The sequence below is a fragment of the Bradyrhizobium sp. 930_D9_N1_4 genome, from assembly GCF_052076015.1.
Lineage (GTDB): Bacteria > Pseudomonadota > Alphaproteobacteria > Rhizobiales > Xanthobacteraceae > Bradyrhizobium.
Genome location: NZ_CP197236.1, coordinates 3174424 through 3186835, shown reverse-complemented (window position 1 = coordinate 3186835; position 12412 = coordinate 3174424). Strand labels below are relative to the sequence as shown.

Annotated in this window: 11 protein-coding genes; 4 read left to right on the top strand and 7 right to left on the bottom strand. The window is 65.1% G+C overall.

The window, feature by feature from the left end; translation table 11 throughout:
* Positions 1-69 precede the first annotated feature (69 nt).
* The 4 genes from mmsB to AB7532_RS14595 form a co-directional block, all read right to left on the bottom strand.
* The gene (mmsB, locus tag AB7532_RS14610; RefSeq protein WP_441235472.1) at positions 70-966 is read right to left on the bottom strand and encodes a 3-hydroxyisobutyrate dehydrogenase; all 897 of its coding nucleotides are present in this window, start codon (positions 964-966) and stop codon (positions 70-72) included.
* 25 nt (positions 967-991) lie between these two features.
* A complete protein-coding gene (locus AB7532_RS14605) occupies positions 992-2059 on the bottom strand; it encodes an enoyl-CoA hydratase/isomerase family protein (protein WP_441235471.1) in 1068 nt (355 codons plus the stop codon).
* Positions 2056-3201 (bottom strand): isobutyryl-CoA dehydrogenase, encoded by a 1146-nt coding sequence (locus tag AB7532_RS14600; protein WP_441235470.1) that lies wholly within the window; start codon positions 3199-3201, stop codon positions 2056-2058. Before AB7532_RS14600 ends, AB7532_RS14605 begins: the two co-directional genes overlap by 4 nt.
* A gap of 123 nt (positions 3202-3324) precedes the next feature.
* On the bottom strand, positions 3325-4821 hold the full coding sequence (locus AB7532_RS14595; RefSeq protein ID WP_094896561.1) for a CoA-acylating methylmalonate-semialdehyde dehydrogenase: 1497 nt from the start codon (positions 4819-4821) through the stop codon (positions 3325-3327).
* Positions 4822-4923: 102 nt separating this feature from the next.
* Here AB7532_RS14595 and AB7532_RS14590 point away from each other — a divergent pair, with 102 nt between their 5' ends.
* The gene (locus AB7532_RS14590; RefSeq protein WP_441235469.1) at positions 4924-5832 is read left to right on the top strand and encodes a LysR family transcriptional regulator; all 909 of its coding nucleotides are present in this window, start codon (positions 4924-4926) and stop codon (positions 5830-5832) included.
* Positions 5833-5946: 114 nt separating this feature from the next.
* Here the strand turns inward: AB7532_RS14590 and AB7532_RS14585 are convergent, their stop codons facing one another.
* Positions 5947-6564, bottom strand: a complete 618-nt coding sequence (locus AB7532_RS14585) for a TetR/AcrR family transcriptional regulator (RefSeq protein ID WP_441235468.1) — start codon at positions 6562-6564, stop codon at positions 5947-5949.
* Positions 6565-6628: 64 nt separating this feature from the next.
* Positions 6629-7162 (bottom strand): PaaI family thioesterase, encoded by a 534-nt coding sequence (locus tag AB7532_RS14580; protein ID WP_441235467.1) that lies wholly within the window; start codon positions 7160-7162, stop codon positions 6629-6631.
* Positions 7163-7316: 154 nt separating this feature from the next.
* On the opposite strand from AB7532_RS14580, the gene AB7532_RS14575 reads away from it, so the two are divergent.
* From AB7532_RS14575 to AB7532_RS14565, 3 genes are all read left to right on the top strand, one after another.
* Positions 7317-8087 carry an enoyl-CoA hydratase gene (locus AB7532_RS14575; RefSeq protein ID WP_441235466.1) on the top strand — a complete coding sequence of 257 codons (771 nt, stop codon included), beginning with the start codon at positions 7317-7319 and terminating at the stop codon, positions 8085-8087.
* Positions 8088-8410: 323 nt separating this feature from the next.
* Positions 8411-9607 (top strand): acetyl-CoA C-acyltransferase, encoded by a 1197-nt coding sequence (locus AB7532_RS14570; RefSeq protein ID WP_441235465.1) that lies wholly within the window; start codon positions 8411-8413, stop codon positions 9605-9607.
* A 111-nt stretch (positions 9608-9718) separates the two neighbouring features.
* Complete coding sequence (locus tag AB7532_RS14565) at positions 9719-11014, top strand: MFS transporter (protein ID WP_441235464.1); 1296 nt, start codon at positions 9719-9721, stop codon at positions 11012-11014.
* On the opposite strand, the gene AB7532_RS14560 is transcribed toward AB7532_RS14565, so the two are convergent.
* A complete protein-coding gene (locus AB7532_RS14560) occupies positions 11011-12354 on the bottom strand; it encodes a carbohydrate porin (RefSeq protein ID WP_441239280.1) in 1344 nt (447 codons plus the stop codon). The genes AB7532_RS14565 and AB7532_RS14560 overlap by 4 nt on opposite strands.
* Positions 12355-12412 lie beyond the last annotated feature (58 nt).

The window sequence follows — 12412 nt, the reverse complement described above, 5'->3', positions numbered from 1 at the left end:
GAAGCGGCGTCTCGAAGGATGGCCACAAGTACCGTCTTTTCATCCTTCGAGGCTCGCTTCGCTCGCGCTTCAGGATGACGACGATCGAGCAAGTCCTCTAACGTGCTCGATAATTCCGGAAAAATCCACCCCGCCTTGGCCGGCTGCGTCGAAAGACTGATAGATCTCCTGCGCATGCTTGCCGAGCGGCGTCGCGGCACCCGCAGCCTTTGCGGCGTCCTGTGCCAGCGTCAGATCCTTCACCATCAGCGCCGAGGCAAAGCCCGGCTTGTACTCATTGTTCGCGGGCGACGTCGGCACCGGGCCCGGAACCGGGCAATAGGTCGTCAGCGACCAGCACTGGCCCGACGAGGTCGAGGCGACGTCGAACAGCGCCTGATGCGAGAGGCCGAGCTTCTCACCGAGCGCAAACGCCTCGCTCACCGCAATCATGGAAATGCCGAGGATCATGTTGTTGCAGATCTTGGCGGCCTGCCCTGCACCGGCGCCGCCGCAATGGACGATCTTCTTGCCCATCTTCTCCAGCACCGGCTTGGCCGCCGCGAACGCGCCCTCCTCGCCGCCGCACATGAAGGTGAGCGTCGCGCCCTTGGCGCCGCCGGTGCCGCCGGAGACCGGCGCATCGACCGAGAGCACGCCGCTTTTGGCTGCGAGCGCATGTGCCTGCCGTGCGCTCTCGACGTCGATGGTGGATGAGTCGATGATCAGCGCCCCCTTGGTCATGGCAGGAACGACCTCGTTCCAGACGCCGAGCACGTGCTTGCCTGCGGGGAGCATGGTGACCACGACATCGGCGCCCTTCACCGCGTCCGATGCGCTACCTGCGATACCGGCGCCGTCGGCCTTTGCTTGCGCGCGCGAGGCCTCGGCGAGGTCGAAGGCCACCACCTTGTGGCCGGCCTTGACGAGGTTGGCCGCCATCGGGCCGCCCATGTTGCCGAGACCGATGAATGCGATCGTGGCCATCTTGATGTCCTCCGCTGTAGCGTTGTTAGTTGAACTTGAGTTCGTCGGCGCCGATCTCAGCGAGATACGGCGCAAGCATTTGCGGCGTCACATCCTCGATCCGCGGTGGCGAAAAGCTCGGATTGCGGTCCTTGTCGATCACGGCGGCGCGCACGCCCTCCCGGAAATCGTCGCTGCGGAAGACTTCCAGCGCGGCGCGATATTCGCGCACGAGGCACTCCTCGAGGCTCGACGCGCTTCGCGCAAGCCGCAGCAGCTTCAGCGTCACCACCATGCCGCGCGGCGATTTTTCGTTGAGCGTTTTCAGTGTCGCGAGTGCGAATTCCGAGCCGTCACGCTGGAGTGCCGCGAAGATATCCTCCATGCGGTCGAAGCCGAACAATGCATCGATCACAGGCTCCTTCGCGGCCACCGGACCTGCGGCCTCATCGGTCGCAAAGCCGTTGATGAGCTTGCTGACATCGGCCGCAGTCGCGCCCGGCTGAACCTTGGTCAGCGCCTCGCGCAGCTCCGGCCATTTGGCAGCCGGCACCACCGCATCGGCAAACTTTGCGTGGATCGCATCGGGGCCGTTCATGGTCTGCCCGGTGAGGCCAAAATAAGTGCCGATCTCGCCGGGCGAGCGCGATAGCAGCCAGGTGCCGCCGACATCGGGGAAGAAGCCGAGGCCAACTTCGGGCATTGCAAGCCTGGTGCGATCGGTGACGACACGATGGCTGGCATGGCCCGACAGCCCGACGCCGCCACCCATCACGAGACCATCCATGAATGCGACATACGGCTTCGGATACTTCGCGATCCGCGCATTCATGACGTATTCCTGCCGCCAGAACCGCGCGCCGAGATCGCCGCCCTCGCGCGAGCTCTCCCAGAGGCCGCGGATGTCACCGCCCGCGCAGAGGCCACGTTCGCCCGCGCCCTCCAGCACGATCAGCGCGACGTCCGGATCCGTCTCGAACTGGTCCAGCGCCGCATCGATGCCGATCGACATCTCCAAGGTCATCGCGTTGATCGCCTTGGGACGGTTGAGGCGGATCACGCCGGCCGCGCCCTCGCGGCGAACGATCAGATCGCCCTCTTCCGCTGAACTCATCGCGCGCCCTCGATCAATTTGCGCGCCACGATGAGCCGCATGATTTCGTTAGTGCCTTCGAGGATCTGGTGCACGCGCAGATCGCGCACGATCTTCTCGATGCCGTATTCACTGAGATAGCCGTAGCCGCCATGAAGCTGGAGCGCCTGATTGGCGACCTCGAAGCCGACATCGGTGCCGAAGCGTTTTGCCATGGCACACAACATGGTTGCGTCGGGGTCTTTCCGGTCGAGCGAGGCAGCAGCGCGCCACAAGAACGTGCGCGCGGCCTCGAGTTCGATCGCCATGTCGGCGAGCTTGAATTGCAGCGCCTGGAATTCGTCGAGGCGTTTCCCGAACGCCTTGCGCTCCTTCATGTAGGCACGCGCCTTGTCGAGCGCGGTCTGCGCGCCGCCGAGCGAACACGCCGTGATGTTGAGGCGACCGCCATCGAGGCCGGCCATCGCGATCTTGAAGCCGACGCCCTCCTCGCTGAGCCGGTTGGCCACCGGCACGCGCGCGTTCTCGAAGATCACGGCGCGGGTCGGCTGCGCGTTCCAGCCCATCTTGCGCTCATTGGCGCCGAAGGAGACGCCCGGCGTCTTGCCGTCGATCACGAGCGTCGAGATGCCGCCGGGGCCATCGCCGCCGGTCCTGACCATTGCGACGAGTAGATCAGTGCCGCCGGCGCCGGAGATGAACTGCTTCTGTCCGTTGAGGACATAGTGATCGCCATCGCGCACCGCGCGGGTGCGCAGCGCTGCTGCGTCCGAGCCTGCGCCCGGCTCGGTCAGGCAGTAGCTCGCGATCAATTCCATGGTGCAGAGCTTCGGCAGCCATGTGTGGCGCTGGGTGTCGCTGCCATAGGCATCGATCATCCAGCTCGCCATGTTGTGGATGGAGATGAAGGCTGCGGTGGTCGGGCAGCCCGTCGCCAGCGCCTCGAAGATCAGCGCCGCGTCGAACCGCGTCATGGCGGAGCCGCCGACGTCCTCGCGGATGTAGATGCCGCCCATGCCGAGGGTCGCGGCTTCGCGCATCACATCGACGGGGAAATGCTTCTCCTCGTCCCAGCGCAGCGCATGCGGCGCGATCTTTTCCGCCGCAAACGCCAACGCCATGTCGCGAACCGCGACCTGATCCTCGTTCAGAGCGAACTGCATGCTGCCGCGTACCCTTTCACTCCGTCGTCATTGCGAGCGCAGCGAAGCAATCCAGTATCCCTCCGCAGAGACAGTCTGGATTGCTTCGTCGCAAGAGCTCCTCGCAATGACGACTGAGGGAGTTTACTTCATCAGCGGGATCGAGAACTCCGCACCTTCCTTGACGCCGGACGGCCAGCGCGAGGTCACCGTCTTGGTCTTGGTGTAGAAACGGACCGAGTCCGGGCCGTGCTGGTTGAGATCGCCGAAGCCCGACTTCTTCCAGCCGCCGAAGGTGTAATAGGCGATCGGCACCGGGATCGGCACGTTGATGCCGACCATGCCGACATTGACCTTGGCCGCGAAGTCACGCGCGGCGTCGCCGTCGCGGGTGAAGATCGCAACGCCGTTGCCGTAATCATGCTCGGACGGCAGCGCCAGCGCTTCCTTGTAGTCGTGCGCGCGCACGACCGAGAGCACCGGGCCAAAGATCTCTTCCTTGTAGATCCGCATGTCCTTGGTGACGTTGTCGAACAGCGAACCGCCGAGATAGAAGCCGTTCTCGTAGCCCTGCATCTTGAAGCCGCGGCCGTCGACGGCGAGCGTCGCGCCTTCCTTGATGCCGATGTCGATGTAGCCCTTGACCTTCTCGACCGCCTCGCGCGTCACCAGCGGACCGTAATCGGCCGACGGATCGATCGAGGTGCCGATCTTGAGCGACTCGACGCGCGGGATCAGCTTTTCCATCAGCCGGTCGGCGGTGGACTTGCCGACGGGGACCGCAACCGAGACGGCCATGCAGCGCTCGCCGGCCGAGCCGTAGCCCGCACCGATCAGCGCGTCGACGGCCTGGTCCATGTCGGCATCAGGCATGATGATGGCGTGGTTCTTGGCGCCGCCGAAGCACTGGCAGCGCTTGCCGGTCTGGGCGGCGCGCTCATAGATGTACTGCGCGATCGGCGTGGAGCCGACGAAGCCGACGGCCTTGATATCAGGGTCGTCGAGGATGGCGTCGACCGCTTCCTTGTCGCCGTTGACGACATTGAGGATGCCGGCGGGCAGGCCCGCCTCGATCATCAGTTCGGCCAGCATCATCGGCACGCCGGGATCACGCTCCGACGGCTTGAGGATGAAGGCGTTGCCGCAGGCGATCGCGGGCGCGAACTTCCACATCGGGATCATCGCCGGGAAGTTGAACGGCGTAATGCCGGCAACGACGCCGAGCGCCTGACGCATGGAATAGATGTCGATGCCGGGCCCGGCGCCTTCGGTGTACTCGCCCTTCATCAAATGCGGGATGCCGCAGGCGAACTCGGCGACTTCGAGGCCGCGCTGGATGTCGCCCTTGGCATCGGGCACCGTTTTGCCGTGCTCGCGGGCGAGCAGCTCGGCCAGCTTGTCGTAGTCGCGCTGCACCAGCTCGACGAATTTCATCATGACGCGGGCGCGGCGCTGTGGGTTGGTCGCGGCCCATTCCGGCTGCGCGGCGCGCGCGTTCTCGACGGCGGCGCGAACCTCGGCCTTCGACGCCAGCGCGACCTTGGCCTGGACGTCACCGGTCATCGGCTCGAAAACGTCGGCGGTGCGGCCAGAGGTGCCCTTTACTTCCTTGCCACCGATGAAATGTCCGACTGAACGCATGGAATGATCTCCTTGAGGCCGAGCTTGAACGCTTTGACAAATCCTATCGACCTGCATTTTATAGGATTCAAGTCTGAGATAATGCACCATAGATGTGCGAAAATGCTGGATCAAGGTACCATCGATTGGGACGACTTCCGCTTCGTGCTGGCCATCGTGCGGGGCGGCTCGGTGTCGGCTGCGGCAAAACAGCTCGGCGTGGACCATGCCACCGTGATCCGCCGCGTGGACCGGCTGGAAAAGCACCTCTCGGCCAAGCTGTTTGACCGGCGCAAGACCGGCTACCTCCTCACCGAGGCCGGCCAGCGCGTCGCCGACAGCGCCGAAGCCATGGAATCGACCATCGTCGCCAACCAGGAGCAGGTCGGCGGCTCCGTGGCGCGGCTGACGGGGACGGTGCGGATCGGCGCGCCCGACGGGTTCGGCACCGCCTTCCTGGCGCCGCGGCTGGCGCCCTTTGCCGACCGCTATCCCGATCTCGATCTGCAGGTTGTGGCGACAGCCCGGCTGTTCAGCCTCTCCAAGCGCGAGGCCGACATCGCGATCAGCCTGACCATGCCGAAGGAAGGCCGCATCGTCGGCCGCAAGCTGCTCGACTACGGGCTCGGGCTGTATGCCGCCCCCGCCTATCTCGACCGCTTCCCGAAAATCACCTCGCGCGAGGTGCTGCCGCAGCATCGCTTCGTTGGCTACATCGAGGAGCTGCTGTTCACGCCCGAACTCGATTATCTGCCGCAGGTGTCGCCGCGGATTTCGGCGCGATTCCGCAGCGCCAATCTGATCGCACAGCTCAACGCCACGCTGTCGGGCTTCGGCATCGCCGTGCTGCCGCACTTCATGGCGAGCGACTATCCGCAGCTCGTGGCGGTGTTGCCGGAGGAGATTTCGATCACCCGGACGTTCTGGATGCTGATGCACGCCGACAGCAAGGATCTCGCGCGGATCAGGGCTGTGGCGGATTACATCGGCGAGATCGTGGAGCGCGAGCGGGCGCTGTTTGCGGGGCGGTAGCGCAGATCTCGTAGGGTGGGCAAAGCGAAGCGTGCCCACGCGTTTTTTTTCGACAGAGAAGGATCGTGGGCACGGCGCGAGTGCGCGCCTTCGCCCACCCTACGGCACCTCGGCTTACTGCTTGGCCTTCTTCGCCGCCGTCACTTTCGGCTCACGCTTCGTGCCCTCGAGCGCGCTGTCCTTGCCCGCCTTCAGCACCTCATCCGAAAGCTCGCTCGACCCCGCGATACGCGCGAGCAGCATCGTGCCGGCCATCGTGGCCAGCGTCGCAATGGCCTGCTTGCGTGCGGCCTTGCGCGGCAAGTCGGGGATAATGTCCGCCATCATCTCGACCATCTCGTCGAGCTTGCCGGCAAAGGCTTTTCGCGTCTTCGGGCTCTCGCGGGCGATCTCGGCGCCGAGCGCGGGAATCGAGCAGCCGTGGCCGGGATTGTCCCGGTGCAGCGTCGAGAGATAGGTGTCGACGATCTGGGTGAGCTGCTTCTCGGGCGCGACCTGATCGGACTGCTTGCGCCAGTGCTCCATCGAGCGGTCCATGGCGTAGCCAAAGGCCTCGATCACCAGCGCCTCGCGGGAATCGAAATGCGCGTAGAAGCCGCCATGGGTCAGGCCCGCCTCTTTCATGAGGTCGGCGACGCCGATGCCGTGGGCCCCCTTTTCGCGCAGCCGCACCGAGGCCTTCTTCACGATGCGGTCGTGGGTTTCCTGCTTGTGTTCCCGGGAATAGCGCATGCGGGTCTCATTGAATGTTGGAGATCATCTCATAACACAGAAGCAGCCCGGGCGCTGCATTAATTCATGTTAAGACATTGCCGATCATCGAGAAGGTTGCAGTTGCATGGACTGCGAGCGCGCCCTTGCCGTCGCGGACGAAACCCTCGGTGTAGCTGGTCTGGCGCCCCAGCTTGATGATTTTACCCTCCGCCGAGACCAGTCCGGAACAAACCGACAATGGGCGCAGGAAGGTCATCTTCAGGTCGAGCGTCACGGACGACTGCCCCGCCTCCAGCCGCGTCGAAATCGCACAGCCCATGGCGGTGTCGATCAGCGCCGCCGCGGTCGCCCCGTGCAGGAGACCAATGGTATTTTCGAGATCCTCGCGCGGCTCCAACTCCATCACGATCCGGCCCGGCTCGACCACGGCCATGGTGAAGCCAATCAGCTTGGCGAAGGGCGGCGGCGGCAGGAGGCCGTCGCGGATACCGAGCATGGCGTCCATCCCGGACAGCTTCATCGCCGCTTTCGCAACCGGCGCGGGCACCTGCCAGTCCACCACGCGCTCGCGCCGCTGTGCGGGCGAAAACAGGTCGAGCTGATCGTTGTCGGTCATGGCGGCCTCTTTGAATGATATTCGTCATACTATGCTGCGGACTTCGCGCTGGCAACTCCGCTTCGCCGGTCGGCTTGACAAGCGGAGCATTTCGGCCCGGAAGTGAGACGACGGGCGCGCCTCGCGCCTGTCCACGAAATCTTCGAGATCCCCGATGGAAATGCTCAACAATCACTGCGGCGTGACCCGCGATGCCCGCGGCGTCGTTCATGTCGCGATCTGCAATGCCGGATCGCTGAATATTCTGGGCTCGCCCGTGACCGACGCGGTGCGTGAGGGCTTGCAGCAGCTGAGCTCGGACCGCAGCATCCGCGTCGTGGTGCTGCGCGGCCAGAGCGAGAAGAGCATGATCGGCGGCGCCGACATCAAGGAGATGGCCAAGCTCGACCAGACATCGGCCGAAGCCTTCATCAGCCGCCTGCGCGATCTCTGCGAGGCCGTGCGCCAGTTCCCTGCCCCCGTGATCGCGCGCATGCCCGGCTGGTGCCTCGGCGGCGGGCTCGAAGTGGCGGCCGCCTGCGACTTCCGCATCGCCGCGCATGATGCGCATTTCGGCATGCCCGAAGTGCGCGTCGGCATCCCCTCGGTGATCCATGCAGCATTGCTGCCGCGCCTGATCGGCTGGGCCCGCGCGCGCTGGCTGGTGATGACAGCGGAGAACATCGATGCGCCGACGGCGCTCGCCTGGGGACTCGTCGACAAGGTCGCGCCGGAAGGCGACCTGGACGCGGCCGTCGAGCATCTCGTGACCGCGCTGCTCGAATGCGGCCCCGAAGCGCTGCGCTCGCAGAAGGCACTGCTGCGGCAATGGGAGGAACTGCCGCTGACGGAATCGGTGAACCTCAGCGTCAAGGTGTTCGGAGAGTCGTTCCTGACGGACGAGCCCACGCGGCTGATGGGCGCGTTTGTGAACCGGAAGCGGTAGGCGCTGGACGGGGTGCGCGATCGTTCCGCATGACGCTGTCATCGCCCGCGAAGGCGGGCGATCCAGTATTCCAGAGGCCATGCGTGGATACGGAGAGGCCGCGGCGTACTGGATGCCCCGCCCCAGTGCGCAACTGCGCACTAGGCGGGGCATGACACCGTCATTGGGGAGGCACCTTCGTTCCCATCGTCACGTCACTTCCTCCGATCGAACGACCAAATCTCATCCGACCCACGACATTATCTCATCCCTGGCGCGGTTGCATTTTTTGCAGCGCATCATATGATGACCATAATCTTACCGTCATCGCAGGGAGTTTTGTCATGGCCGAAGCCGCCGATCCCGTCGTCATCGTCTCCGCCGCCCGCACCCCGCTTGGCCGCTTCATGGGCGAGCTCTCGCCCCTCCCCGCGCACAAGCTCGGATCGCATGTGATCGGAGCTGCGCTGGAGCGCGCAAAACTCTCGCCTGAGAAGGTCGACGAGGTCTTCATGGGCTGCGTGCTGCCGGCCGGCCAGGGCCAGGCACCCGCGCGCCAGGCGGCGCGCGCGGCAGGTCTGCCCGATGCGACCGGCGCCACCACCGTGAACAAGGTCTGCGGCTCCGGCATGAAAGCGACCATGCTGGCCCACGACATCATTCGCGCGGGCTCTGCCGAGATCGTCGTCTCCGGCGGCATGGAGAGCATGAGCAACGCGCCCTATCTCCTCGCCAAAGCACGTGGCGGCTATCGCGTCGGCCATGACCGCATCATCGACCACATGATGATGGACGGTCTGGAGGACGCCTACGAGACCGGCCGCTCCATGGGTGATTTCGGCGAGGCTACCGCGGAGGCCTATCAGTTCACCCGCAAGGACCAGGACGCCTACGCGATGGAAACGCTGAGCCGCGCCCGCAAGGCGGTCGAGGGCGGCGCGTTCAGAGCCGAGATCGCGCCGATCACGCTGACCGAGAAAGCAGGTCCTCGCGTCATCGCCAATGACGAGCATCCGCTGAAGGTCGATCCCGCAAAGATTCCCGGCCTGAAAGCGGCGTTCCGGGCCAACGGCACGATCACGCCGGCCGCCTCCTCCGCCAACGCCGACGGCGCCGCCGCGCTGGTGCTGACCAGGCGGTCGCTGGCCGATCGCAATGGCCTGGCTGCCATCGCCGAGATCAAGGGCCACGCCACGCACAGCCAGGAGCCGCAATGGTTCACCACCGCACCGATCCCGGCGATCCGCAAGCTGCTCGACAAGGTCGGCTGGAGCGCCGGCGATGTCGACCTGTTCGAGATCAACGAAGCCTTCGCCGTCGTCGCAATGGCGGCGCAACGCGATCTCGGCATTCCCCGCGACAAGCTCAACATCAACGGCGGTGCCTGCGCGCTCGGCCATCCCATCGGCGCCACCGGCGCACGCCTGATCGTGACGCTGCTACACGCGCTCGAGGCCAACAACCTCAAGCGCGGCGTTGCGGCGCTCTGCATCGGCGGGGGTGAAGCCACGGCCATCGCGGTGGAGCGTCTCGCGCATTGACCTGGAAGTCCGTAAATGAGGGAACTCTGTCATTTCCGACAGGCATCCCCTGTGTCATTCTATAAACTCGCGCAGAGTCGCTTGCGACCCGCCCTTCAAGATTGAGGCCCAATGATTTCGAACTGGCTCGCGGCAGCGCTCGGCCGCCGCAATATCCACTACGGCTGGGTGATGGTCGGCGTGACCTTTCTCACCGCATTGATTAGCGCCGGCACGGTCGGTGCGCCGGGCGTGTTCATCGTGCCCCTTCAGAAGGAGTTCGGCTGGAGCACGGCGGAGATCTCGTCTGCACTGTCGATCCGCTTCATCCTGTTCGGGTTGATGGCGCCGTTCGCGGCCGCGCTGCTGAACCGCTACGGCCTGCGTAACGTCACGCTGCTGGCGCAGCTCATCGTCGTCTCGGGGCTGGTGGCCTCGCTCGGCATGACGCAGGTCTGGCAGCTCGTCCTGCTCTGGGGCGTGGTGATCGGCCTGGGCACCGGCATGACCGCGCTGGTGCTGGGTGCCACCATTGCGACGCGCTGGTTTGCCGCGCGGCGCGGCCTCGTCGTCGGCATTTTGACCGCAAGCGTCGCCACGGGCCAGCTGGTGTTCCTGCCGCTGCTCGCAAGCCTGACCGAACGCTACGGCTGGCGACTCGCGCTCGGCTTTGTCTGCATCGCGCTTTGCGTCTCCGCACTGGGCGTCCTGCTCGTGATGCGCGATCGCCCGAGCGATGTGGGCTTACGTCCCTTCGGCGACGAAGGCACCACACCCCTGCCCGCCCCGCCGGTCAGCCACGGCTCGATCACCGGCGTAGCACTCGGCACGCTGCGCGACGCCTCGAAGTCGCGCGCGTTCTGGATCCTGTTTGCGACCTTCTTCGTCTGCGGCGCCTCGACCAACGGCCTCGTCCAGGTGCATCTGATCCCGATGTGCCTCGATTTCGGCATCCCGCAAGTGCAGGCCGCAAGCCTGCTCGCTGCGATGGGCATCTTCGATTTCTTCGGCACCATCATGTCGGGCTGGCTGTCGGACCGCTACGACAACCGCTATCTGCTGTTCTGGTATTACGGCCTGCGCGGGCTCTCGCTGATCTTCCTCCCCTTCAGCGACTTCTCGTTCTATGGGCTCTCGATCTTCGCGATGTTCTACGGGCTCGACTGGATCGCCACGGTGCCGCCGACGGTGCGCCTCACGGCGCAGAAGTTCGGCCCCGAGCGTGCCAATCTGGTGTTCGGCTGGATCTTTGCCGGCCATCAGCTCGGCGCCGGCACCGCCGCGTTCGGCGCCGGCTTCTCGCGGACGGTCTATGAGAGCTATCTGCCCGCGTTCTTCATCGCCGGCGCGCTCTGCGTGTTCGCCGCGCTGATCGTGCTGGCGCTGTCGCGGCAGCCCAAGGCCGAGCCGAAGCCGGCAATGGCCTAATACCTGATCGTGGAGGTGACGCCGAACACTGCGGCGTCACCGATCCGCGAGACACCGGTCGGATCGTTCGGGGTCGGAATGCCGCCTGAGGGGCGGAGCACATACTGGAAGTAAGGCGCGATCAGCCAGCCCGGCTTGATGTGCGCCTCGTAGATCATCTCGATCAGCGTCTCGTTGCTGCGCACCGGACCCTGGATGCCGGTGTAGACATTCGTGTCGACGTCGAGACTGCGCGCGGTGTTCGATATCCGCATATAGGCCATCGCCACGCCGAAGCGGTCGAGCGGGCGGCCCGGCGTGAAGCCGACGAAGCCGATGCCGCCGTCGAGATAGAGGTCGATCAGATTGCGATCCGGCGGGCTGTAGGCGATGCGGCCGAACGCGGTGATGCCCGGGATCGAGGCCGAGGTGCTGTTGTCCTTCACCTCCGGCGGGCGGTACAGCACCTGCTCGATCACGGCGAAGATGCCGTAATTGCCTTTGAGCTTCGCGGGAATTCCGGTGCCGCCTGGGTCGGCGATCGATTGGCCGTCCGTCGTAAAGCGCTGGCTGTCGAACGAGCCATAATGCTTCCAGGCGCCCGGCGTGAAATTGCCGGCGAGCGAACGGCCGCCGATATCGATGTCGTAGTTGAAGCGGACTTGCCCGATCACCCACGGCGGATCGTTGACACGGAAGGCGAGACCATGATGGTCGCGGAGCTGCGGGTCCTGATCGCCGGGCCCCGAGGGATCGCCATTGAACACCGCACCGAACGCGGTGATCTTGTCGGTCAGCGCCGCCTTGATGCGAATGCCGGGCACCGCGATCGGCGGCGCCGGGCCGCCGGCCGGCAAATTGCTCGCCTTGATCGCCGGCCAGCCGAACGTGCCGTTGATGAAGAGGTCGTCAGTCTGGCTGTCGAAGAACTCGACGTCGGCGGCCTGCTGGCCGGCCCTGATGTTGAGGCGGTCGCCAAAGAAGCTCTGCTCGAAATAGGCGTTGTAGAGCCGCTGGTCCGGCAGCGCCTCGATCTCGCTGATGGTGGCGAGATTCATGACGTAGTTGCGGGACAGCCCCTGGCCGTAGATCACGAACGCATTGGCGTAGAAGCGGCCGCCGGTCCAGCCGACCAGCTTGTCGAGATCGGCATCGACCGACAGATCGAGCCGGCCGAAATGGATGGCACCGCGCTTCACGCCGCCGGAAACGTTGGCGATGTTGTCGGCGATGTAGGTGGCACCGAAATTCAGGCCCTTGTTGGCGAGGCCGTCATGCCATTCGTTGAACCATTTTGGCGCCAGCCATTCGGCCGCGCTCTCGTCCTTGGCGCCGGCGAATGTGCTCGTGCTCGCCACCATGGACGCCAGCACGATCGCGGTCGCCAGAGATTTTTGGGCAATCGAACTCACGATCGGC